The organism is Serratia grimesii NBRC 13537, assembly GCF_001590905.1.
Classification (GTDB): Bacteria; Pseudomonadota; Gammaproteobacteria; order Enterobacterales; family Enterobacteriaceae; genus Serratia; species Serratia grimesii.
Genome location: NZ_BCTT01000007.1, coordinates 48,914 through 72,118, shown reverse-complemented (window position 1 = coordinate 72,118; position 23,205 = coordinate 48,914). Strand labels below are relative to the sequence as shown.

Here is a 23,205-nt window from a genome sequence, read left to right as displayed (position 1 = left end):
GGGTTGGTGTTTACTGAATGCCAAAGCGATTACAAAGAGGCCTGAATTTTTTTCGCTGCGTCTTCGCTGACCCACTGTTTCCAGATGTCTGGGTGCTGTTTGAAGAACTCCAGTGCCAGCTTCTGCGAGCTGATGCGTTCCTTGCTCATACGTGCCAGATTCTGGTTAATCAGATCCAGCGGTATGTTCACTTTTGACAGCATCTGCACCAGTTCCGGTGCCTGCTGGTTGAATACGCTGGAAATACCGACTTTGATGTGGATGTTTTTATCGACGCCGGGTTCGTCCAGTTTCACCAGATCGAGTTGGCCCATGATTGGGGTTGGCGACCAGTAATAGAAGAGAATCGGCTCGCCGCGGCGGTAGCTGGAGAGAATTGCGGTATCCAGGGCAGGGCCGGTACCAGGACGGAAGTTAGTAAACTTATCATCCAGTTTGAATTTCTTCAGGATCGCGGTGTTGTCGAGTTCACAGGTCCAACCGGCCGGGCAGTTGTAAAAGCGGCCTTTGTCTGGTTCTTCTTGATCGCGGAAGACCTGCACATATTTGGCTAAATCCGGGATGCTTTTCAGATCGGGTGCCAGTGGTTTCAAGTTGCGTTTGGCATCGCCTTCAATCACATAGCGGGGCACGTACCAACCTTCGACTGCCCCGACAATCGGCGCGCCAACGCTGACCGCTTTGCCGGATTTCTCGGCTTTGTTCCAGACTTCGCTACGGCCAATCCACTCTTCGGCGAATACCTGAATGTCGTTGGTGCCGACTGCCTGTTCCATGGTAATGGAATTGCCCGGCAGCGCGTCGGTTTTGCAGTCGTAGCCCTTTTGCAGCACGTATTGCATGACGTCAGTCAGCAGCATGCCACTTTCCCAGTTCAACCCGGCGAACTTGATCGGTTTGCCGGATTCGCACCAGCCTGCTGCGCGCGCGGACAGACTGCCTGTCATCAGTCCGAGCGCAATGAGTGGTATCCATAATTTGTGTCGTGTTTGCATGGTGATACTCCACGTTAATGACGAAGAGCCCGGGAACGGCGGGCTCATGAGGTTAATACTGTGGTGAGGTCGTGACGGGTGAACCCCCGCCTTTTTTACGTACCCACAACCAGTAAGCCAAAGTAAGGAATGCCACCCACACCAGCCCAACGTACAGGGCGATGCGGCTGTCTTCGAAGTAGCCGAGCAGACCGATGACGAACAGCATAAATATTGTCGCCAGCGCGGGGGCGACTGGCCACCATGGCACTGGGAAGCTCAGCTGACTGACCTCTTGCGGTGACAGCGTGCGGCGCATGGCTATCTGAGACAGTAGGATCATCAACCATACCCAGACAGTGGCGAAGGTCGCGATGGAGGCGATGATCATAAAGACCTGTTTTGGGATCAGATAGTTGAGTACCACACCCAACAGCAGGGCGACTGACATCACCAACACCGTCATCCAGGGCACGCCACTGGACGTCAGTTTAGAGAAGCTTTTTGGCGCCTGGCCATCCTGCGCCATGCCGTACATCATGCGACCTGCACCGAAGATGTCGCTGTTAATGGCGGAGATGGCGGCGGTGATCACCACCACGTTCAGGACGTTGGCGGCAGAGCTGATACCCAGATTGCTGAAGATCTCAACAAACGGGCTTCCGTTTTGGCCGATGCTGTTCCACGGATAGATAGCCATCAACACCAGCAGCGTCAGTACATAGAACAGCAGAATACGAATCGGCACGGCATTAATGGCCTTTGGTAACACTTTCGCAGGATCTTTTGCCTCGCTGGCCGTGATACCAATGATTTCGATGCCGCCAAAGGCGAACATCACGACCGCCAATGAAGCGACCACGCCGCCGATGCCGTTAGGCATAAAGCCGCCGTGTGCCCACAGATTGCTGATGCCGGTAGCGTGCTGCGTCTGGCCAAAACCAAACAACATCACTGCGGCGCCACCGATGATCATCGCCACAATGGCTGCCACCTTGATCAGCGACAGCCAGAACTCCATTTCGCCGAACACTTTCACGCTGCACAGATTGAGCGCACCGATAAACATGATGATGCTGAGCACCCACACCCATTGGGCGACGTCCGGGAACCACAGCCCCATATAGATGCCGAAGGCGGTCACGTCCGCCAGGGCAACAATCACCATTTCGAAGGTATAGGTCCAGCCGGTGAGGAAACCGGCCAACGGGCCAAGGTAGTGACTGGCGTAGTGGCCGAAGGAACCGGACACCGGCTGATGCACCGCCATTTCACCCAGTGCACGCATCACCATAAATACGGCGGCACCGCCTACCAGATAGGCCAGTAGTACTGCCGGACCGGCCAGTTGGATTGCTCCGGCAGAGCCGTAGAACAGACCGGTACCGATGGCTGAGCCGAGCGCCATAAAGCGGATATGTCGCGCGTTTAGTCCGCGTCTGAGTTGTGTTTTTTCGTTATGCATGTTGCTTCCCGTCACGTTTTTACGGCAGAGCAGGCACGCGCTATCCGCACCGGGTGGAACGCACCCGGAGGGACAGAACAAACTGCGTGGCATTCCCTTCATGTATGAAGCTGCATCTTTGTTGGTTGCGTTTGTAGGCCTCAGTCACATAGTTATCTATGCGCCTGAGGACTTACAAACTTGCTGCCTCGATGCAACCCCAATTATTTAGGGTATAAGGTGGTATTTATGCCTGGCTAGGCAGCAGTGCTGCAGGCATCAATGAGGTCAGATGACCGGCTGCCAACAGCAGGCTGGCGGCTTCAATGTCGGGGGCGAAGAAACGATCCTTGTCGTAGTAACTGACCTGCTCACGTAATACGTGGCGCGCCTGCTCCAGACTTTCTGTGGTTTTTAGACCTTTACGTAAATCCAGCCCCTGGCAAGCCGCCAGCCATTCGACGGCCAGAATGCCGCGAACGTTATCTGCCATCTCCCACAGGCGGCGACCGGCAGCCGGTGCCATGGACACATGATCTTCCTGGTTGGCAGACGTCGGGATACTGTCGACGCTTGCCGGATGCGCCAGCGCTTTGTTTTCGCTGGTCAGCGCCGCGGCGGTCACCTGAGCAATCATAAAGCCGGAGTTCACACCGCCGTTGTCCACCAGGAATGGTGGCAGTTGTGACATGTGTTTATCCATCATTAATGAGATGCGGCGTTCAGACAGCGAGCCGATTTCGGCAAACGCCAGCGCCAGGTTGTCAGCGGCCATCGCGACCGGTTCGGCATGGAAGTTACCGCCGGACAGCACGTCGCCCTGGTCTGCAAATACCAGTGGGTTGTCGGACACTGCGTTGGCTTCAATTTCCAGTACTTCGGCGGCCTGGCGAATTTGCGTCAGGCAGGCGCCCATCACCTGAGGTTGGCAGCGCAGGGAGTACGGATCCTGCACTTTCTCACAGTTGCGGTGTGAATCAGATACTTCGCTACGTTCGCCCAGCAGATGGCGGTAAGCGGCGGCGGCGTCGATCTGACCACGTTGACCGCGAACGGCATGAATGCGCGCATCAAACGGGCTGCGTGAGCCCAGAGCGGCTTCCACCGTCAGGCTACCGGTGACCGTTGCTGCGGCGTACAAGTCTTCCACGTCAAACAGGCCGCGCAGAGCAAAGGCGGCGGAAACCTGAGTACCGTTCAGCAGCGCCAGACCTTCTTTGGCCGCCAGCGTCAGTGGCTTCAGGCCCGCTTTGGCCAGCGCTTCAGTAGCCGGTAGCCATTCACCCTGATAACGGGCTTTGCCTTCACCCAGCAGCACCAGACTCATGTGCGCCAGCGGTGCCAGGTCGCCGGAGGCGCCCACGGAACCTTTGAGTGGGATGTGTGGATAGACTTCGGCGTTGACCAGTGCCATCAGCGCCTGAATGACTTCCAGACGGATGCCGGAGAAGCCGCGCGACAGGCTATTGATTTTCAGCACCATAATGAGGCGCACCAGATTGTCGTCGGTTGGCGCACCAACGCCAGCGGCATGTGACAACACGATCGAGCGCTGCAAATCTTCCAGGTCTTCACGGGCGATACGGGTGGACGCCAGCAGGCCGAAACCGGTGTTAATACCGTAAGTGGTACGGTTTTCCTCAACGATACGTTCAACGCAGGCGACGCTTTTCTGGATATCTGCGTAGGCATTGTCGTCCAGAGTCAGGGTGACCGGGTGTTGATAAATTTCACGTAGTTGCGCCAGTGTCAGTTGGCCAGGGCGGATAGTCAGCGCTTTCATGCTTTGTCTCCTTGAGTCGCAGCCACCATCGGCAGGTTCAAACCTTGCTCGCGGGCGCATTCAATGGCGATGTCGTAGCCGGCATCAGCATGGCGCATCACGCCGGTAGCCGGGTCATTATGCAATACGCGGGCGATACGTTCGGCGGCTTCATCGGTGCCATCACAAACGATAACCATACCGGAATGCTGTGAGAAGCCCATGCCGACGCCGCCGCCATGGTGCAGAGAAACCCAGGTTGCGCCGCTGGCAGTATTCAACAGGGCGTTGAGTAGTGGCCAGTCAGATACGGCATCTGAGCCATCTTTCATCGATTCTGTTTCGCGGTTCGGGCTGGCAACTGAACCAGAGTCCAGATGGTCACGACCAATCACGATAGGTGCTGACAGTTCGCCGCTGCGTACCATTTCGTTGAAGGCCAAACCCAGCTTGGCGCGTTGGCCCAAACCAACCCAGCAAATACGTGCCGGCAGGCCCTGGAAGCTGATACGCTCGCGCGCCATATCCAGCCAGCGGTGCAAGTGCTCGTCATCTGGGATCAGCTCTTTAACCATCGCGTCAGTTTTGTAGATGTCCTGTGGATCACCAGACAGCGCAGCCCAACGGAATGGACCAATGCCGCGACAGAACAGTGGGCGAATGTAAGCAGGGACGAAGCCTGGGAAATCAAAGGCGTTGTTGACGCCCATTTCTTTCGCCATTTGGCGAATGTTGTTGCCGTAGTCGAAGGTTGGCACGCCCATTTTCTGGAAGGCCAGCATAGCTTCTACGTGTTCAGCCATAGATTGCTTAGCGGCGGTGACCACTTGCGCAGGCTCGCTTTGGGCGCGCTGGCGGTATTCTTCCCAGCTCCAGCCTTTTGGCAGGTAGCCGTTCAGTGGGTCATGGGCGCTGGTTTGGTCGGTGACCATATCTGGGCGTACACCGCGGCGAACCAGTTCCGGTAGAATGTCTGCTGCGTTACCGCACAAAGCGATGGAGATGGCTTTGCCTTCGGCGGTGTATTTCTTGATGCGGGCCAGTGCGTCGTCCAGATCTGTAGCTTGCTCATCGACATAGCGGGTTTTCAGGCGGAAATCGATGCGGCTTTGCTGGCATTCAATGTTCAGCGAGCAAGCGCCTGCCAGCGTGGCAGCCAGCGGCTGTGCGCCACCCATGCCACCCAAGCCGGCGGTCAGCACCCAGCGGCCTTGCAGGCTGCCGTCATAATGCTGGCGACCTGCTTCCACGAAGGTTTCGTAAGTACCCTGGACGATGCCTTGGCTGCCGATGTAGATCCAGCTACCTGCGGTCATCTGGCCGTACATGGCCAGGCCCTTGGCATCCAGTTCGTTAAAATGTTCCCAGGTCGCCCAGTGTGGGACCAGGTTGGAGTTGGCGATCAGTACGCGTGGTGCGTTGCTGTGAGTTTTGAAGACCCCGACAGGCTTGCCTGACTGGACCAGCAGGGTTTCGTCATCTTCCAGGGTTTTCAGGGTCGCGACAATTTTGTCGTAGCAGTCCCAGTCGCGCGCGGCGCGGCCAATGCCGCCGTATACCACCAGCTCATGTGGGTTTTCCGCGACTTCCGGATCGAGGTTGTTCATCAGCATGCGCAACGGCGCTTCGGTCAGCCAGCTTTTTGCATTTAATTTTGTGCCGCGTGGCGCGCGTACATCGACATTGCGAACTTTGTTATTTGCAGTCACAGCATTTTCCTCAAACAGTATCGGTGCAGATCCCATGGTGCGGTCGGGTAAATCACCACGCCATAACAATGGGTAGGTTTTATTAACATATACTTGTATGTACAAGCATATGCAACACCGACCAGTGAATGCTGAAAATGGCATAAGAGAAAGTTATTTTTGTTTGTAATCAATGTGATAATGATTTTATTGACGTTAATCTCATTAGTGAGGCGCGGAAGAACAGTGAGCTATTCAACAAAAATGAATTAAAAATGGGTCAATTTTGAGCGCCTAATCACAATAATTTTACATACCTATTACAAGTTAGGGCGAGTGATAAAAAAGTCCTATCGCTGCAAGCAAAACGCCCGCCAGAGGGCGGGCGCGAGAGCGTTGACATAGTGCTCTGTTGTTTGTTGGTAGGGGCACTGCATGCTGCGCCCCGAATAGTTAACCTTTATGCGGGTTTGTCAGCAGGCTGTAACACCGCCCGGCGGGTCATTTTGAATACTGTGGCGATAGCCGCGATCAGTGCAGGTACACACAGGAACATCAAAATACTCTGTACTTCCCACTGCATGGCCAGTAGTTGCGCCCCCATCATGGTACCCGCTACACCGCCAAAGCGGCCAATCCCTTGCATCCAGGCAATGCCTGTGGCGCGGCTGTGGGTCGGATAAAAAGTGGCTGCCAGCGTTTGCAAGCCGGACTGCGCGCCGTTCATGGTAATCCCCATCAGGAAGATAAAGGTGCCCAGCAGCACGATATGGCTGTCCTCGGTGGCCATCGCCACGATCAGCAGTGCGGTAATCACAAAGCCGCTCGATACCACCTTATGGGCGTTCCAGCGATCCATCAGCCAGCCGGCCACCAGAATGCCAAGGGTGCCGCCGAAGGTGAACAGCGAGGTCAGGATCGCCGACTGCTCCAACTGATAGCCCAGTCCCTGCATCAGGATAGGCATCCAACTCAGCAACACGTAATAGATCACCAGGCCCATAAAGTAAGTCAGCCACAGCATCAATGTGCCAGTCAGGTAAGGTCGGGTGAACAAGAGGCCAACACTGGTTTTTGACTGTGCCAGTTTTTCCTCATACAGAGAGAAGCGTGTCACCTTGTCGAGATCCTGGCTGACAAAGCGTTGGGCAATGCGTTTGATTTTAATGGTGTCTTTGCCACGATTGACCATGTATTTCACCGATTCCGGCAGGAACAGAATCAGTAGCACCGTCAGTACCAACGGCGCGATCGCACCCAGAAGTAGCACGCTATGCCAACCGTAGGCCGGGATAAGCCACGACGAAATCGCACCGCCGCCTGCGGCACCCAACGGGAAACCACAGTACATGGTGTTAATCGCTAATGAGCGGCAGCGCTGTGGTGCATATTCAGAAATCAGTGTGATGGCGTTTGGCATAGCTGCCCCCAGCCCCAAACCGGTCAGAAATCGCCATAGCGTCAGGCTATTGAGTGAACCGGCATAGGCCGTCGCCAGGCTCGAAAGACCGAAAAACAGGCATGAAAACACCAATACTCTCTTGCGACCAATACGATCGGAAATGGGGCCGGCGACCAGTGCGCCAAGGGACAGACCCAGCAGTGCGGCGCTGAGCACCGGGCCGAGATCCTGTTTCACAATGCCCCAGTCTTTGGCGACTGAAGGGGCGATATACCCCATTGCCGCAGTGTCAAAGCCATCAATGGCAAGGATCAGGAATCCCAAAATGATCAAGGTCCAGTGAAACAGCGAGAATTTGCTGTCGTCGATGGCTTGCTGAATATTTAACTCGGTGGAATGAGCCATGGCACCCTCTAAACGCAGATGTGATTGTGATGAATTAACCGCCGGAACTGGCGTCCGACTTGTGCTTGCCTGTATATACATCTGCGTGCGAGCGGTTTATGTCAAATATATTTATCTTATACGTTAAATAAATGTTGTTTTTGCGAAGCAGATTACACCGTCAGCGCAAAAGGATTGCTGAGTAAGTGAAGTAAATGAAGTGGATAGCCGGTCAGATAAGCTGGCTAGGGCGAGGAGGATAAAATTTAATACAATTTCGCCCGTTTGGTCGCCGGGCAGGAATCTGCGATAATCCCTTTTTACCTTTCCAGATTGAGAAACCGATGCAGTACCCGATTAATGAAATGTTCCAAACCTTGCAGGGCGAAGGCTTTTTCACCGGTGTTCCGGCTATTTTTATCCGCCTGCAGGGCTGCCCGGTGGGATGCAGCTGGTGCGATACCAAACATACCTGGGAAAAGGAAGCCAATCGGGAAGTTGATATGCAACGGATTCTGGTGAAAACCGAAGAGAGTGATGCTTGGGGCAGCGCCAGCGCTGAGCAGTTGTTGGCAGTCATTCGTCAACAAGGTTATACCGCTCGCCACGTGGTGATAACGGGCGGGGAGCCTTGCATTTACGATCTGACCCCACTAACAGAGTTGCTGGAAGATAATGGCTACGGTTGCCAGATTGAAACCAGCGGCACTCACGAGATTCAGTGTTCAGCGAAAACCTGGGTAACGGTTTCACCCAAAGTGAATATGCGCGGTGGCATGAAGGTGTTGAGCCAGGCTTTGCAACGTGCAGATGAAGTGAAGCACCCGGTTGGACGCGAGCGTGATATTGAAGCACTGGATGCGCTGCTGGCAACGCTGCACGATGAGAAACCGCGGATTATTGCGTTACAGCCGATAAGTCAGAAGGAAGAGGCGACTCGCCTGTGCATTGAAACCTGCATAGCGCGCAACTGGCGCCTGTCGATGCAGACCCATAAATATCTGAATATCGCTTAGTGTCTTGAGTCATACCTAATAGCTTTCAAACTGCAGCTTGGCGGCAAGTGCGAGAACCCAGGAGCTTACTAAGGTAAGTGACTTGGGGGACTGCACGCAGCCAATAACGCTGCAGCTTGAAAGATGAAGGGTACTTTAACCTTTATACACGCATCCCGCAGTACAGGTTTCTTTCACCATTACCGCAGTCAGTTCCGGCAACTGAGGTTTGAGCTGCTGCCAAATCCAGGCGGCGAGAACTTCGCTGGTGGGATTTTCCAATCCTGGAATATCATTGAGATAGTTGTGATCCAGGCGCTCCCAGATCGGGGAGAACACGGCTTTAAGCTCGGCGAAATCCATCACCCAACCGGTGTGTGCATCCACTTCACCGGTCACTTCCAGACGCACCATAAACGAATGCCCGTGCAGACGGCCGCATTTATGGCCCTCCGCGACATTCGGCAAGCGGTGTGCGGCTTCAAACTGAAAATCTTTAAACAGCGTGGTTGCCATTATTACGGCCTCATTGACTCAAAAACCGCCGAAGTTTACCGGAAACGGCGCTTGCTTGCCATTTATACCGCTTTAGTCTACAGGTACCGTTGAAAAAGTTGGGTTAACACTTTTTTTGTTTGGTATGAGTACGACCTATCGATTGGAGTAATGAGTGGTAAATGCGATTCATTCAATAATCTTCAAAAAAAGAGCTTTATTTTCAGATGGATAAAAATCCTTCTTTAACGCTTTAACCGTTATGGCTTACCAGAAAAACAGCTTAGTCATTTTAGTTATTATTTATTGCTATCCCTTATTTAATCGTTGCTAATCTGCTGGGTAACCTTACAAACTCTCCTGATCTTTTCAGGACCGCAGACTGAACGAAAAGACAGCGACTGACACTGGCGAGCACCTGGCTGGATAGGTGCCAAGTATAGGAAATAAGTACAGCAATGACGACTCAGGCTCCTCCAACATCTTTGCTCCCGCTGACGCCCGAACAGCTGGCGCGCCTGCAGGCGACGATTGGTGAATATTCACCAACGCAGCTGGCGTGGCTGTCAGGTTATTTCTGGGGAATGGTTAATCAACAGCCTGGCGCCGTAACTATTGCGCCGGTGGCTTCCGCCGCCGCCAGTATCACGCTGATTTCCGCGTCACAGACCGGCAATGCGCGCCGTCTGGCAGAACAGCTGCGTGACGATCTATTGGCTGCCAAATTGAGTGTCACCCTGGTGAACGCCGGGGACTACAAATTCAAGCAGATTGCTCAAGAACGTTTGTTGGTGATCGTCGCCTCCACGCAGGGCGAAGGCGAGCCAGCGGAAGAGGCGGTGGCACTGCACAAATTCTTGTTCTCAAAGAAAGCGCCCAAGCTTAACGAGACTGCATTTGCGGTCTTCGGGCTGGGGGATACGTCCTACGAGAACTTCTGCCAATCGGGCAAAGACTTCGACAATAAACTGGCTGAATTGGGTGCTGAACGCCTGGTCGAGCGGGTTGACGCTGACGTGGAATATCAGGAACTGGCTACTGCCTGGCGCAAACAGGTTGTGGAAGTACTGAAAGCACGTGCGCCTGCGGAAAATGCTGCTCCGGGTGTGCTGGCCAGTGGTGCGGTTGATCTGCTTGATAGCAGCCCGTACAGCAAAGAACAGCCGCTGACGGCGCAATTGGCAGTGAAGCAAAAAATTACGGGACGTGCATCTGATAAAGATGTTCGCCATATCGAAATTGACCTGGGTGATTCCGGCCTGCGTTACCGACCGGGTGACGCACTGGGCGTCTGGTTCGATAACGATCCTGCGCTGGTGGACGAACTGGTGCAACTGCTATGGCTGAAAGGTGATGAGCCAGTCGATGTGGAAGGCAAAACCCTGCCGTTGGCGCAGGCATTGCGCAGCCATTTTGAACTGACGCAGAACACCACACTGATCGTGGATAAATACGCGGCCTTATCGCGTGATGAGAAATTGATCGGGCTGCTGGCAGATAAAGCTGCGTTGCAACATTACGCGCACAATACGCCGATTGTCGACATGGTGCGCCAGGCGCCAGCCGATCTCAATGCTGACCAATTGGTTGGTCTGCTGCGCCCGCTGACGCCGCGCTTGTATTCTATCGCTTCCTCACAGGCCGAGAACGAAAACGAAGTCCACGTAACCGTCGGCGTAGTCCGCTACGACATTGACGGTCGTGCTCGGGCTGGCGGCGCCTCCAGTTTCCTGGCCGATCGCCTGGAAGAGGACGGCGACGTGCGGATCTTCATCGAGCATAACGACAACTTCCGTCTGCCGGCTAACCCGGAAACGCCTGTCATCATGATTGGCCCTGGTACTGGCATTGCGCCATTCCGCGCCTTTATGCAGCAGCGCGATGCTGACGGTGCTGGTGGCAAGAACTGGTTGTTCTTCGGCAACCCGCACTTTACCGAAGATTTCCTGTATCAGGTCGAATGGCAGCGCTATGTGAAGGATGGCCTGCTGACTCGTATCGATCTGGCCTGGTCACGCGACCAACAACATAAAGTCTATGTACAAGACAAACTGCGCGAACAGGGTGCGGAAGTGTGGCGCTGGATCCAGGAAGGCGCGCACATTTACGTCTGTGGTGATGCGAACCGCATGGCGAAAGACGTGGAAAACACATTACTGGAACTGGTGGCCGAGCATGGTGGCATGGATACCGAGCTGGCGGATGAATTTTTAAGTGAGCTGCGCCTTGAGCGCCGTTATCAGCGAGATGTTTACTGATGAGTGATAAACACCCAGGGCCTCTGGTGGTTGAAGGCAAATTGGCCGATGCCGAGCGTTTGAAGAAAGAAAGCAACTTCTTACGCGGCACCATCGCTGAAGATTTAAAGGACGGCCTGACCGGTGGTTTTACCGGTGACAACTTCCTGCTGATCCGTTTTCACGGTATGTATCAACAGGACGACCGTGATATTCGTGCTGAACGCGCCGAGCAGAAGCTGGAGCCGCGCCATGCGATGATGCTGCGCTGCCGTCTGCCGGGGGGCATTATCTCCCCGCAGCAATGGTTGGGCATTGATAAGTTTGCACAAGAAAGCACATTGTACGGCAGCATTCGTATCACAAACCGTCAGACCTTCCAGTTCCATGGCATTTTGAAGGGCAACGTTAAACCGGTTCATCAACTTCTGGGCCGCCTGGGTCTGGATGCGCTGGCGACTGCTAACGACGTTAACCGCAATGTGCTCTGTACTTCTAACCCGGTGGAGTCAGAACTGCATCAGGAAGCCTACGAATGGGCGAAGAAGATTTCCGAACACCTGTTACCACGTACCCGCGCTTATGCGGAAGTGTGGTTGGATCAGGAAAAAGTGGCGACTACCGACGAAGAACCTATCCTCGGTGCGACCTACTTGCCACGCAAATTCAAAACAACGGTGGTGATCCCGCCGCAAAATGACGTTGATTTGCACGCTAATGACATGAACTTTGTCGCGATCGCCAAAAACGGCAAACTGGTAGGCTTCAACCTATTGGTGGGCGGTGGTCTGTCGATTGAACACGGCAACAAGAAAACCTATGCGCGCAAGGCCAGCGAGTTCGGTTATATCCCGCTGGAACACACGCTGGCAGTAGCCGAAGCGGTGGTGACCACCCAGCGTGACTGGGGCAATCGTACCGATCGTAAAAATGCCAAAACCAAATACACGCTGGAGCGCGTCGGGGTGGATACTTTCCGCGCCGAAGTAGAAAAACGTGCAGGCATCACTTTTGAGCCGATCCGCCCGTATGAATTCACCGGCCGTGGCGATCGTATCGGTTGGGTGAAGGGCATTGATAACCAATGGCACCTGACGCTGTTTATTGAGAACGGTCGATTATTGGATTACCCGGGGCGCCCGCTGAAAACGGGTGTGGCCGAGATCGCCAAGATCCACAAGGGCGACTTCCGCCTGACCGCCAACCAGAACCTGATCGTCGCCGGTGTGCCGGAAAGCGAGAAGGCGAAGATCGAAGCTCTGGCACGGGATCATGGTCTGATCGACGATGGGGTCAGCGTACAGCGCCAAAACTCAATGGCCTGTGTCTCGTTCCCGACCTGTCCGCTAGCGATGGCGGAGGCGGAGCGCTTCCTACCAGAGTTTGTCACCAAGGTAGAAGGGATCCTGCATCGGCATGGCGTGGGTGATGAACACATTGTATTGCGCATCACTGGTTGTCCGAACGGTTGTGGGCGTGCACTGCTGGCGGAGATTGGCCTGGTGGGTAAAGCGGTTGGCCGCTATAACCTGCACCTGGGCGGTAACCGGGAAGGCACGCGTATACCGCGTATGTACCGCGAAAATATTAACGAAGAAGAAATTCTGCGAGAGATTGACCAACTGGTGGGCCGCTGGGCCACAGAGCGCACGGCAGGTGAAGGTTTTGGTGATTTCACCATCCGCACCGGTGTGGTTAGGCCAGTGATTGATTCGGCGCAGGATTTCTGGGACTGACGCCGTTTGGCCCCGCTGACACAGGGGGCCGGATCTGCGCGGTATGATTCAAGCATCAGGAGGCAGGTAACATGGCTGAATTCAATCTGGCGGAGCTGAATGCACTGCCCAAGTCAGGGCAAGCACTGGCACTGGCGGTCGTTAATGGTCAGCTGGAAACCCTTTCCGCCGAGCAACGTGTGGAATGGGCGCTGGAGCATCTGCCTGGCGAATTTGTGCTCTCTTCTAGCTTTGGTATTCAGGCGGCTGTGTGCCTGCATCTGGTGACCAAGATCAAACCGGATATTCCCGTGATCCTCACCGATACCGGCTATCTGTTCCCAGAAACCTACCAGTTTATCGATCAGTTGACTGACAAACTGAAGTTGAATCTGCAGGTGTTCCGCGCCAATCAGTCGCCAGCCTGGCAGGAAGCGCGCTACGGCAAATTGTGGGAACAGGGCGTTGAGGGCATTGAGAAGTATAACCTGCTTAACAAGGTTGAGCCGATGAACCGTGCGCTGGAAACCCTGGGTGGACAGACGTGGTTTGCCGGTTTGCGCCGCGAACAATCGGGTAGCCGTGCTCACTTGCCTGTGTTAGCCGTGCAGCGTGGGGTGTTCAAGATCCTGCCGATTATCGATTGGGACAACCGCAAGATATATCAATACTTGACTGAGCACGGCCTGAGTTACCACCCGCTGCGGGAACAAGGCTATCTGTCGGTCGGAGATACCCACACCACGCAGAAATGGGAACCCGGGATGAGCGAGGAAGAAACGCGCTTCTTCGGTCTAAAGCGTGAGTGTGGTCTGCACGAAGGTTAATGTGTCAATCAAGCTGCCAAGGGCTCAGCATTTGCTGGGCCCTTGTTATTTTGGAGGGATTACTTTTTCTTTTGTGTTTTTTCCGGGTGCGCCTGTGCCAGCTCCTTGATCAGTGGTAACAAGATCTGCACGCTTTCGCGGCTGCGCTTGTCGATCCGCCCTGGCAGATTACGCTCCAGGTATTGCAAGTTATCGTATTGTGGGCGATGCCAACTTATGCCCTGCGGAAAGTGCGGGCTGACGGCGCGCTGTTGGTAACCATCTTTATCACCCAGTGACCAGTTGGTGGCTTCGACAGACATCACTGGAATACCGGCTTTATCAAATACTTCCTGATCGGAACAACAACCGGTGCCTTTCGGGTGCGCCTTGCTGCCAGGATTAGTGGCGGCGGCGATACCGTAGCGGTGGGCAATGTCCAGCGCGCGATCGCGGCTCTGTTTTGCCATCTTCGGCGGCGTTTTGAGGCCGGAATTGAAATACAGGCGATCACCGGTAATCAGGCTGTCGAGATTAATCACCAGCACCGTGTTGCTTTTTTCTTCTGGGCTCATGCGCTGCAGGTAGTTCTGTGCGCCCTGCAAGCCAATCTCTTCCGCGCTGGTGGCGACAAAGCGCAGGCCGTACGTTGTGGGGATATTCTTCAGACGCTCCGCCAACTCCAACATCACACCGACGCCGGAAGCATTGTCATCGACGCCCTGCAGCGTCAGCCCACCGAGGTTGTTATCCAGGTCGGCGTCGCTTTGCGGCGTATAGGTATCAAAATGTGCCACGATCAGGATTTGCTGCGGATTGCTGCCATTTTTAGCGGCGATCACTGAACTGGCGGTGACGTTATTCCAGTTCTTTTTCCCGTCCTTGCTGGTGTAGATATAGCGGGTATTGAAACTGCGGATATCGCTCTGATAGCCCATTTTGCTGAACTGTTGTTTCAGATAGTCTGCGGTGAGCAATTCCGCCGGGCTGCCCGCCATTCGACCGGGAAAATAGGTGGCAATGTGACGGATCTGGTCAGCGGCAAATTTGCCTATCGGGGCTTCCTTCGCAGACTGAGCTACAGCCGAAACGCTGAAAACACCGCCGAGCACCGCTACCAGCAGGCCGGTTTTCAGATTAAAACGGGAAAACATACCGAAAAATCCTTCTTTGATATCGGCGAGACCGATTATTTTTTGCGGTGTCCAGTATGAGACGCTACGCGAGATTAAACAATTTCTCCCGCTCTTAAATTTGGGGCGAATGTGCAAACTTCCAACAGGGTTATCACCGCTTAAGCCCTACGCTGCGGCCTATATTCCATAAAGGAACTAGTCATTCCTTTTCGTCATTTCAGAGGCTAAATCTCAGCCCGTATAGTCACACTATCTTTCTGCATATATGAAAAGGCTGTTGTGGACTATCTACCTATATTTGCCGACCTGAAACAGCGCCCTGTGTTGGTCGTTGGCGGCGGTGAAGTGGCTGCGCGCAAAGTTGATCTTCTCCTGCGCGCCGGGGCTGAAATACGGATAGTTGCGCAGTCACTCTCGCCAATACTCGAACAATTGCGTCAGCAAGGGCATATCCACTGGCTGGGGCAGGCTTTTGCCGCACAGCAACTGGATGAGGTTTTTCTGGTGATCGCTGCGACTGACGACAGCGTGCTGAATGCGGAGGTATTTGCCGAAGCGGATAAACGCCGGGTGCTGGCAAACGTGGTGGACGATCAGCCGCGTTGCTCGTTTATTTTCCCGTCGATTATTGACCGTTCGCCGCTGGTGGTAGCCGTCTCTTCCAGCGGTCAGGCACCCGTACTGGCGCGTATGTTGCGTGAAAAGCTTGAAGCTTTGTTGCCCGCTAGCTTGGGGCAGATGGCTGACGTGGCTGGGCGCTGGCGCGGCCAAGTGAAACAAAGGCTGAATGCGATCGGCGAACGCCGTCGTTTTTGGGAGAAAACCTTCAACGGCCGATTCTCAACGTTGGTGGCCAATGGTCAAACCGTAGAGGCTGAGCGGCAGTTGGAGCAGGACTTGCAGCAGTTTGCGCAGAGCAACGAAGGTTCCCAGGGCGAAATTGCGTTGGTGGGGGCAGGTCCAGGCGATGTGGGGTTACTCACCCTGCGTGGATTACAGGTGATGCAGCAAGCTGACGTGGTGCTGTATGACCATTTGGTCAGCGATGAGATTCTGGACTTGATTCGGCGTGACGCGGAGCGCATCTGTGTGGGCAAACGTGCTGGCGCGCATTCTGTAATTCAGGAAGAAACCAACCGTCTGCTGGTGGAACTGGCGCAGCAGGGCAAGCGTGTAGTACGGCTGAAGGGGGGCGATCCCTTTATCTTCGGCCGCGGTGGTGAAGAATTACAGGTGGCTGCGGCAGCGGGTATCCCGTTCCAGGTGGTGCCGGGCGTGACGGCGGCTGCCGGTGCAACGGCTTATGCCGGTATCCCACTGACGCACCGCGATCATGCACAGAGCGTCACTTTTATTACCGGCCACTGCCGTCCCGACGGCGATGGTATGGATTGGGCCGATTTGGCGCGTGCGCGCCAGACTCTGGCTATCTACATGGGCACCATGAAGGCGGCGGATATCAGCCAACGCCTCATCGCCCACGGCCGCGCAGCGACGACGCCAGTGGCGGTGATCAGCCGCGGTACGCGCGCGGATCAACGGGTGCAAACCGGCACGCTGCAACAGCTTGAAGAATTAGCTCAACAGGCACCGTTACCGGCGCTGCTGGTGATCGGCGAAGTGGTGGAGTTGCATCACCAAATCGCCTGGTTTGGGCATCAACCGAAGACGGAAGGGGTATCACGCCCAGCCGTCGTGAATTTGGCTTAAGGATCTGTTATGGACGAAAAACGACTCACTCATTTGCGGCAATTGGAGGCGGAGAGTATCCATATCATCCGTGAAGTCGCCGCTGAATTCGGCAACCCGGTGATGCTCTATTCCATCGGCAAAGACTCTTCCGTGATGCTGCACTTGGCGCGTAAAGCCTTTTACCCAGGCACGCTGCCGTTCCCGCTGCTGCATGTGGATACCGGTTGGAAATTCAGCGAAATGTACCAATTTCGCGACCGCACGGCCAAAGAATACGGTTTCGAGCTGTTGATCCACAAAAACCCGGAAGGCGTGGCGATGGGCATTAACCCGTTCGTTCACGGCAGTGCCAAGCACACCGATATCATGAAGACCGAAGGCCTGAAGCAGGCGCTGAACAAATACGGTTTTGATGCCGCTTTTGGCGGGGCTCGCCGCGATGAAGAGAAGTCACGTGCCAAAGAGCGTATCTATTCTTTCCGTGACCGTTTCCACCGTTGGGACCCGAAGAACCAGCGTCCGGAGCTGTGGCACAATTATAACGGTCAGATCAACAAGGGGGAGAGCATCCGTGTGTTCCCGTTGTCGAATTGGACCGAGCTAGATATCTGGCAATATATCTTCCTGGAAAAGATCGACATTATCCCTTTGTATCTGGCGAAACCACGTCCGGTGGTAGAGCGTGATGGCATGCTGCTGATGGTGGACGACGATCGCATCGATCTGCAGCCAGGTGAAGTGATCAGTCAGCGTATGGTGCGTTTCCGCACGCTGGGTTGCTGGCCACTGACCGGTGCGGTGGAGTCGGAGGCGGAAACGTTGCCGGAAATCATCGAAGAGATGCTGGTATCCACCACCAGTGAACGTCAGGGACGGATGATCGACCGCGATCAATCCGGCTCGATGGAGCTGAAAAAGCGTCAAGGGTATTTCTAAGGAGCCGCCGGATGAACAACGCAATTGCACAACAAATCGCTGAACAGGGCGGTGTCGAATCCTACCTGCACGCGCAGCAACATAAAAGTCTGTTACGGTTCCTGACCTGCGGCAGCGTCGACGACGGCAAAAGTACACTGATCGGTCGTCTGCTGCACGATACTCGCCAGATCTACGAAGATCAGCTGTCAACGTTGCACAGTGACAGTAAGCGTATCGGTACTCAGGGTGAAAAACTCGATTTGGCACTGCTGGTCGATGGCTTGCAGGCTGAACGCGAGCAAGGCATCACCATTGATGTGGCTTATCGCTATTTCTCGACCGAAAAGCGTAAGTTTATTATCGCGGATACGCCAGGACACGAGCAGTACACCCGTAATATGGCTACAGGGGCTTCTACCTGCGATCTGGCGATCCTGTTGATCGACGCCCGTAAAGGGGTGCTGGATCAAACTCGCCGGCACAGTTTTATCGCGACGTTGTTGGGTATCCGCCATCTGGTGGTTGCGGTTAACAAGATGGACCTGGTGGATTACCAAGAATCGGTATTCGAGCAATTTAAACAGGATTATCTGAGCTTCGCTGAACAGTTGCCGAACGATCTGGACATCAAGTTTGTCCCGCTGTCGGCACTGGACGGCGATAACGTGGCCAGTGAAAGCACCCATATGCCTTGGTACAGTGGTCCAACACTGTTACAGGTGCTGGAAAGCGTGGATGTGATCAGTGAACGTGAGGCGCAACCTCTGCGCTTCCCGGTGCAATATGTTAACCGACCGAATCTGGATTTCCGTGGCTACGCGGGGACGTTATCGGCCGGTGTCGTGCGTGTAGGCCAACGTGTGAAGGTGCTGCCTTCTGGCGTTGAATCCACCGTTGCGCGTATTGTCACCTTTGACGGTGACTTGCAGGAGGCAGTGCCGGGTGAGGCGATTACTCTGGTGCTGAAGGATGAAGTGGACATCAGCCGTGGCGATTTACTGGTGGATGCCGGGGAAACACTGCAAGCAGTGCAAAGTGCATTGGTGGACGTAGTGTGGATGGCTGAGAAACCGCTGTTGCCAGGACAAAGCTACGACATCAAAGTAGCCGGTAAGAAGACTCGCGCACGCGTGGAAGGTATTCGCCACCAGGTAGAAATCAACTCGCTGGCACAGCATCAGGCAGACACATTGCCGCTGAATGGCATTGGCCTGGTGGAACTGATCTTTGATGAACCGCTGGTGCTGGACAGTTATCAACGTAACCATGTGACTGGCGGACTGATCTTTATCGATCGCCTGAGCAATGTCACGGTCGGTGCCGGGTTGATCCGCGAAGCCTTGCAGGATGTTCAGGCGTCAGCCGGAGACTTCAGCGCATTTGAGCTGGAACTGAATGCGCTGGTGCGTAAGCATTTCCCGCATTGGGGCGCACGCGACCTGATCGGGGGCAAGTAACGTGACCGACGTAGAGCAACGGCCAACCGGGCCGGATGATGACAATCTGGTCTGGCATCCGCATGCGGTAGCGCGTGCGGATCGCGAAGCCCGTAACGGCCATAAAGGCGTGGTGTTATGGTTTACCGGGTTATCCGGTTCGGGTAAATCGACTGTCGCTGGCGCATTGGAACAGGCGCTGCATACCCTTGGCATCAACACCTATCTCCTGGATGGGGACAATGTGCGTCACGGCCTGTGCCGCGATCTGGGCTTCTCCGACGATGACCGGCGTGAGAATATTCGCCGCGTGGGCGAAGTGTCCAAGTTGATGGTAGATGCAGGTCTGGTGGTACTCACCGCCTTTATTTCACCACACCGTACCGAAAGACAGATGGTACGTGAACTGCTTGATGAAAATCGCTTTATCGAGGTGTTTGTTGACACGCCGCTGGCGGTTTGTGAGGCACGCGATCCAAAAGGATTGTACAAAAAAGCCCGTGCCGGTGAACTGCGAAATTTCACCGGAATTGACGCGGTTTATGAGGCGCCGGAACGGCCGGATATTCATCTTGATGGCCAACAATTGGTAACAAATTTGATTGCGCAATTGTTAGACGTACTGCGTGGTCGGGCTATTATCAAACCCTGAATTCAGAAAAGCGTGTGGCGTTTTTGCGTCATACGCTTTTTACGCTAAGCCCGCCGAAGAGCGTGCCGAATAACCAGGGATCACTATGCAAAATGTCTCGCCAATATTGATTGATTCAAACCAGGAGAAAGAGGAACCCTCTTATTCTTTCCTGGGCGGCGTCTGCGGCTTTGTTTTCTACTGGCTGGCGTTCGCTGTGCCGTTTTTGGTCTACGGCTCCAACACACTCTTCTTCCTGCTCTACACCTGGCCGTTCTTCCTGGCTTTGATGCCGGTTTCGGTACTGATCGGTATTACATTGAGTATGCTGTTGCGTGGTCGCTTGATCCTGACGCTGCTGCTGACAGGGACTATTGTGCTTTGTCTGTTCTGGCTGGTATTCAGTTTTCTGACTGGCTGGTGACATGGCGGGCGCAGTTGCCTGCGCCCGACGCATTGCAAAGCCGTGCTGAAGGTTACAAAACTTTGCTTAGAAAAGCCTGAGTTCGCGGATTGGTCGGATTGCTGAAAATCTGCTGTGGTGTCCCTTCTTCCTGAATGATCCCCTGATCAATAAACAACACCCGATCGGCCACTTCACGGGCGAAGCCCATTTCATGAGTGACCACCACCATGGTCATACCTTCATGCGCCAATGATTTCATTACCGCCAGCACTTCGCCAACCAGCTCGGGATCGAGTGCTGATGTGGGCTCGTCGAACAGCATGATTTTCGGCTCCATCGCCAGCGCACGAGCAATGGCCACACGTTGTTGCTGACCACCTGACAGGCTATTGGGATAGGCGTCAATTTTGTCCAGCAGGCCGACCTTGCGGAGCAATGCTTCTGCACGCAAAGTGGCGTCGCTGCGCGAGAGCTTTTTCACCCCCATCGGCGCCATAATGATGTTTTCCAACACCGTCATATGCGGGAACAGATTAAAACGCTGAAACACCATGCCCACGCTCTCGCGCATTTTGTTGAGATCGGTTTTCTGGCTGTGTATAGCAAAACCATTGACCAGAATCTCGCCGCCGGACAGGGTCTCCAGTGCATTGATGCAGCGCAGGAAAGTGCTTTTACCCGATCCGGACGGGCCGATGACGCAGATCACTTCATTTGCCGCGATCTCGCAGGAGATTCCTCGCAGCACATGGCTGTCGCCAAATTGTTTTTGCAGGTTATGTACGCGAATCACTTTTCCCAAACCTCTTTTCCATGTGTTGCACCATCAGCGAAAGCAGGAAGGTGAGGACCCAATAGACCAATGAAATGGTCAGGTAGGGTTCCCAGTAGGTGGCATAAGCCCCTGAAACGGTACGGGCCGCATAGGCCAGGTCTGCAAGGCCGATGGCGGAGGCCAATGAGGAATCCTTGACGATGGCAATGGCGTTATTGCCCAGCGGTGGCAACATGCGGCGGAATGCTTGTGGCAAGATCACCTTACGCATGGTTTTGCCGTAGCTCATGCCCAGCGAGCGCGACGCTTCCATCTGACCACGATCGATTGACTGAATGCCTGCGCGGAAGATTTCCGAGACGTAAGCGCCAGCGTTGAGCGTAATCGCCACGACGCAGGACAGAAACGCGCCGTAGTCTGAGCGGAGTGCGCGGGCGAAGTCGCTGCTCATCAGACCGTTGGTGACCAGCAGGCCGTCACGCGGGTTGATAAATAGCGGCACCAACGCGAAGTGCACAACCATAATCTGCACAAACAGTGGCGTACCGCGAAAGGCGCTGATGTAAATGCGCACCGGCCATTGTACGCCGTAATGCAGTATCGGTTTCCAGATGCCGTGCGGCGCTTGTGCCAGACGACCTAGCCCGAGGAGCAAACCCCAGGTGGTGCCCAGTATCACGCAGATAATGGTGCATTTGATGGTCATCCAGGCGCCTTCCATAAACAATGGGGCGTACTCCTGGATGATCTCCCAACGAAAATTCAAGGTCGGATCCTTTTTAAAAAATGTTCAGGCTACAGCGTGTCGATTATTCAGCTGGCAGCGTCGGCACGTTGCTGTCAAACCAGGTCTGGTAGATTTTGGCATAGGTCCCGTCAGCAACGATCTTCTTCAGACCGGCGTTGATCTTACCGCGCAGCTCGTCGTTGCCTTTGGCGACGGCGATGCCGAAATATTGGCGCTCGAACTTGGCGTCGGATACCAATTTGAATTCTTTATCCGGGTGGGTCTTGATGTAGAACTTGGCTACCCCGACGTCGCCAACTGCGGCGCCAATACCGTCTTCATACAACTCCTGCAACATTAGCGGCGTATTGTCGAAGCGCTTGATGGCGGTGCTGTTCTTGCCCAGAGTATCGGACACCACAATGTCGCCGGTGCTGGAGTTTACGACGCCGACCTTCAATGCTTTAAGTGCAGCGATAGAATCCACGGTGGAATCTTTGGGTACGACGATAGCCTGCTCGGCCGGGAAGTAAGGTGCGGAGAAGTCGACCATTTGCTTACGTTTGTCGGTAATGGTGATACCCGAAATAATGATGTCACGATCGCCGGAGTTTAGTGTGGCAAAGATACCTTCCCATGGCGTATTAACCAGCTTGACCTGAAAGCCCTCAGCGTTGGCTACGGCTTTGATAATATCAATATCAAAACCTTCCAGCTGTTTACTGCTGTTTTCAAACTCGAATGGACGATAGGTGCCGCCGGAGCCGACGACATAAGTTGGTTCAGCCGCCAAGACTGACGCCGACAGGGTGGCGGCCAGGCAGGCGCCAATCAGAACTAGGTGTTTTAACATCGTTATCCCCGGTAATTAAATGTCGTGTGTTGAGTTTATTTATGCACTATTGATGCATAAAAATAATCTTTAATGAATAAAAACACAACTCATACATGATGATGAATTTTTTAATAGTGTTAAATATGCAATTTTTGTATGTACTTGGAGTAAGTGTTGGTCAAATGCGAAGGCAGCCAGTTTTTCTTACTGCATAACAGAGAAATTGCTGAATGAGAGCATGCTGCTTTATCTGGCAGGTTTCTGAACGGGCGAAAGTGGTTTTTTTTGCCGCTTTCAGCTCGAATTTAGGTTATAAACTGAGGAAATTCTCATCCTACTCTGAATTTGGCGGTGAAATGCCGTTCTCAGTGTGGAGTCCAACGAAAAGTTGTGGGATGATTAGGCGGTTTTTCAGGGGGCGGAGATGGGAAAACTTACGCTGTTATTGCTGGCATTGCTCGGTTGGTTACAGTATTCACTGTGGCTGGGCAAAAATGGTGTTCACGATTATGTGCGGGTCAATGATGACGTTGCGCTCCAACAGGGCAGCAATGCAAAATTGAAAGCGCGTAACGATCAGCTGTTCGCCGAAATCGACGATTTGAACGGCGGTCAGGAAGCGATCGAAGAGCGTGCGCGCAATGAACTGAGCATGATTAAGCCCGGTGAGACTTTCTATCGTCTGGTTCCTGATCAATCCAGACGCAACGCGGCGTCATCCTCGCAAAATAACCTACAAAAGTAACG

20 protein-coding genes are annotated in these 23,205 nt (G+C 54.2%); 10 read left to right on the top strand and 10 right to left on the bottom strand.

Going from position 1 to position 23,205, the window contains the following annotated elements; translation table 11 throughout:
• Positions 1-29: 29 nt before the first annotated feature.
• The 5 genes from SGR01S_RS09745 to SGR01S_RS09725 form a co-directional block, all read right to left on the bottom strand.
• Complete coding sequence (locus SGR01S_RS09745) at positions 30-995, bottom strand: ABC transporter substrate-binding protein (protein ID WP_061807334.1); 966 nt, start codon at positions 993-995, stop codon at positions 30-32.
• Positions 996-1,047: 52 nt separating this feature from the next.
• Positions 1,048-2,439, bottom strand: a complete 1,392-nt coding sequence (gene hutT, locus SGR01S_RS09740) for an L-histidine transporter HutT (RefSeq protein ID WP_061807333.1) — start codon at positions 2,437-2,439, stop codon at positions 1,048-1,050.
• A 226-nt stretch (positions 2,440-2,665) separates the two neighbouring features.
• Positions 2,666-4,201: a histidine ammonia-lyase gene (hutH, locus tag SGR01S_RS09735; protein ID WP_037424697.1), complete on the bottom strand. Its 1,536-nt coding sequence runs from the start codon at positions 4,199-4,201 to the stop codon at positions 2,666-2,668.
• On the bottom strand, positions 4,198-5,889 hold the full coding sequence (gene hutU, locus SGR01S_RS09730) for a urocanate hydratase (protein WP_037424785.1): 1,692 nt from the start codon (positions 5,887-5,889) through the stop codon (positions 4,198-4,200). Before hutU ends, hutH begins: the two co-directional genes overlap by 4 nt.
• 439 nt (positions 5,890-6,328) lie before the next feature.
• Entirely contained in the window at positions 6,329-7,675 is a 1,347-nt protein-coding gene (locus SGR01S_RS09725) for an MFS transporter (protein WP_061807332.1), read from the bottom strand.
• A gap of 323 nt (positions 7,676-7,998) precedes the next feature.
• Between SGR01S_RS09725 and queE the strand changes: the two genes are divergently transcribed.
• The gene (gene queE / locus SGR01S_RS09720; protein WP_037424703.1) at positions 7,999-8,670 is read left to right on the top strand and encodes a 7-carboxy-7-deazaguanine synthase QueE; all 672 of its coding nucleotides are present in this window, start codon (positions 7,999-8,001) and stop codon (positions 8,668-8,670) included.
• Positions 8,671-8,805: 135 nt separating this feature from the next.
• Here the strand turns inward: queE and queD are convergent, their stop codons facing one another.
• Positions 8,806-9,165: a 6-carboxytetrahydropterin synthase QueD gene (queD, locus tag SGR01S_RS09715; RefSeq protein ID WP_012005257.1), complete on the bottom strand. Its 360-nt coding sequence runs from the start codon at positions 9,163-9,165 to the stop codon at positions 8,806-8,808.
• A gap of 437 nt (positions 9,166-9,602) precedes the next feature.
• On the opposite strand from queD, the gene cysJ reads away from it, so the two are divergent.
• The 3 genes from cysJ (at position 9,603) to SGR01S_RS09700 (ending at position 13,923) form a co-directional block, all read left to right on the top strand.
• Positions 9,603-11,402 carry an NADPH-dependent assimilatory sulfite reductase flavoprotein subunit gene (gene cysJ / locus SGR01S_RS09710; RefSeq protein ID WP_037424707.1) on the top strand — a complete coding sequence of 600 codons (1,800 nt, stop codon included), beginning with the start codon at positions 9,603-9,605 and terminating at the stop codon, positions 11,400-11,402.
• Positions 11,402-13,117 (top strand): assimilatory sulfite reductase (NADPH) hemoprotein subunit, encoded by a 1,716-nt coding sequence (gene cysI, locus SGR01S_RS09705; RefSeq protein WP_061807331.1) that lies wholly within the window; start codon positions 11,402-11,404, stop codon positions 13,115-13,117. The genes cysJ and cysI overlap by 1 nt, the downstream gene beginning before the upstream one ends.
• Positions 13,118-13,188: 71 nt before the next feature.
• Complete coding sequence (locus tag SGR01S_RS09700; protein WP_061807330.1) at positions 13,189-13,923, top strand: phosphoadenylyl-sulfate reductase; 735 nt, start codon at positions 13,189-13,191, stop codon at positions 13,921-13,923.
• Between the two features lie 59 nt (positions 13,924-13,982).
• On the opposite strand, the gene SGR01S_RS09695 is transcribed toward SGR01S_RS09700, so the two are convergent.
• Positions 13,983-15,056, bottom strand: coding sequence for an aminopeptidase (locus SGR01S_RS09695; protein ID WP_061807329.1), 1,074 nt, complete (start codon positions 15,054-15,056; stop codon positions 13,983-13,985).
• Between the two features lie 261 nt (positions 15,057-15,317).
• On the opposite strand from SGR01S_RS09695, the gene cysG reads away from it, so the two are divergent.
• From cysG to SGR01S_RS09670, 5 genes are all read left to right on the top strand, one after another.
• On the top strand, positions 15,318-16,748 hold the full coding sequence (gene cysG / locus SGR01S_RS09690; RefSeq protein WP_061807328.1) for a siroheme synthase CysG: 1,431 nt from the start codon (positions 15,318-15,320) through the stop codon (positions 16,746-16,748).
• 9 nt (positions 16,749-16,757) lie between these two features.
• Positions 16,758-17,666 (top strand): sulfate adenylyltransferase subunit CysD, encoded by a 909-nt coding sequence (gene cysD / locus SGR01S_RS09685; protein WP_037424720.1) that lies wholly within the window; start codon positions 16,758-16,760, stop codon positions 17,664-17,666.
• A gap of 11 nt (positions 17,667-17,677) precedes the next feature.
• Entirely contained in the window at positions 17,678-19,105 is a 1,428-nt protein-coding gene (gene cysN, locus SGR01S_RS09680; protein ID WP_061807327.1) for a sulfate adenylyltransferase subunit CysN, read from the top strand.
• 1 nt (position 19,106) lies between these two features.
• Entirely contained in the window at positions 19,107-19,736 is a 630-nt protein-coding gene (gene cysC, locus SGR01S_RS09675; RefSeq protein WP_061807326.1) for an adenylyl-sulfate kinase, read from the top strand.
• 85 nt (positions 19,737-19,821) lie between these two features.
• The gene (locus tag SGR01S_RS09670) at positions 19,822-20,139 is read left to right on the top strand and encodes a DUF3561 family protein (protein WP_037424725.1); all 318 of its coding nucleotides are present in this window, start codon (positions 19,822-19,824) and stop codon (positions 20,137-20,139) included.
• Between the two features lie 52 nt (positions 20,140-20,191).
• On the opposite strand, the gene SGR01S_RS09665 is transcribed toward SGR01S_RS09670, so the two are convergent.
• The 3 genes from SGR01S_RS09665 to SGR01S_RS09655 all read right to left on the bottom strand — a co-directional run bounded on the left by SGR01S_RS09665 (position 20,192) and on the right by SGR01S_RS09655 (position 22,476).
• A complete protein-coding gene (locus SGR01S_RS09665; protein ID WP_037424787.1) occupies positions 20,192-20,914 on the bottom strand; it encodes an amino acid ABC transporter ATP-binding protein in 723 nt (240 codons plus the stop codon).
• Entirely contained in the window at positions 20,898-21,617 is a 720-nt protein-coding gene (locus SGR01S_RS09660) for an amino acid ABC transporter permease (RefSeq protein WP_051922616.1), read from the bottom strand. Before SGR01S_RS09660 ends, SGR01S_RS09665 begins: the two co-directional genes overlap by 17 nt.
• 88 nt (positions 21,618-21,705) lie before the next feature.
• The gene (locus tag SGR01S_RS09655) at positions 21,706-22,476 is read right to left on the bottom strand and encodes a basic amino acid ABC transporter substrate-binding protein (protein ID WP_061807325.1); all 771 of its coding nucleotides are present in this window, start codon (positions 22,474-22,476) and stop codon (positions 21,706-21,708) included.
• A gap of 406 nt (positions 22,477-22,882) precedes the next feature.
• Here SGR01S_RS09655 and ftsB point away from each other — a divergent pair, with 406 nt between their 5' ends.
• On the top strand, positions 22,883-23,203 hold the full coding sequence (gene ftsB, locus SGR01S_RS09650; RefSeq protein WP_037424733.1) for a cell division protein FtsB: 321 nt from the start codon (positions 22,883-22,885) through the stop codon (positions 23,201-23,203).
• The last annotated feature ends 2 nt before the right edge of the window (positions 23,204-23,205 follow it).

Bases quoted from the DNA above. Each gene is read 5' to 3' on its own strand.
- SGR01S_RS09745 (WP_061807334.1), bottom strand. From the start codon at position 995: ATGCAAACACGACACAAATTATGGATACCACTCATTGCGCTCGGACTG.
- hutT (WP_061807333.1), bottom strand. From the start codon at position 2,439: ATGCATAACGAAAAAACACAACTCAGACGCGGACTAAACGCGCGACAT.
- hutH (WP_037424697.1), bottom strand. From the start codon at position 4,201: ATGAAAGCGCTGACTATCCGCCCTGGCCAACTGACACTGGCGCAACTA.
- SGR01S_RS09725 (WP_061807332.1), bottom strand. From the start codon at position 7,675: ATGGCTCATTCCACCGAGTTAAATATTCAGCAAGCCATCGACGACAGC.
- queE (WP_037424703.1), top strand. From the start codon at position 7,999: ATGCAGTACCCGATTAATGAAATGTTCCAAACCTTGCAGGGCGAAGGC.
- queD (WP_012005257.1), bottom strand. From the start codon at position 9,165: ATGGCAACCACGCTGTTTAAAGATTTTCAGTTTGAAGCCGCACACCGC.
- cysJ (WP_037424707.1), top strand. From the start codon at position 9,603: ATGACGACTCAGGCTCCTCCAACATCTTTGCTCCCGCTGACGCCCGAA.
- cysI (WP_061807331.1), top strand. From the start codon at position 11,402: ATGAGTGATAAACACCCAGGGCCTCTGGTGGTTGAAGGCAAATTGGCC.
- SGR01S_RS09700 (WP_061807330.1), top strand. From the start codon at position 13,189: ATGGCTGAATTCAATCTGGCGGAGCTGAATGCACTGCCCAAGTCAGGG.
- SGR01S_RS09695 (WP_061807329.1), bottom strand. From the start codon at position 15,056: ATGTTTTCCCGTTTTAATCTGAAAACCGGCCTGCTGGTAGCGGTGCTC.
- cysD (WP_037424720.1), top strand. From the start codon at position 16,758: ATGGACGAAAAACGACTCACTCATTTGCGGCAATTGGAGGCGGAGAGT.
- cysN (WP_061807327.1), top strand. From the start codon at position 17,678: ATGAACAACGCAATTGCACAACAAATCGCTGAACAGGGCGGTGTCGAA.
- SGR01S_RS09670 (WP_037424725.1), top strand. From the start codon at position 19,822: ATGCAAAATGTCTCGCCAATATTGATTGATTCAAACCAGGAGAAAGAG.
- SGR01S_RS09660 (WP_051922616.1), bottom strand. From the start codon at position 21,617: ATGGAAGGCGCCTGGATGACCATCAAATGCACCATTATCTGCGTGATA.
- SGR01S_RS09655 (WP_061807325.1), bottom strand. From the start codon at position 22,476: ATGTTAAAACACCTAGTTCTGATTGGCGCCTGCCTGGCCGCCACCCTG.
- ftsB (WP_037424733.1), top strand. From the start codon at position 22,883: ATGGGAAAACTTACGCTGTTATTGCTGGCATTGCTCGGTTGGTTACAG.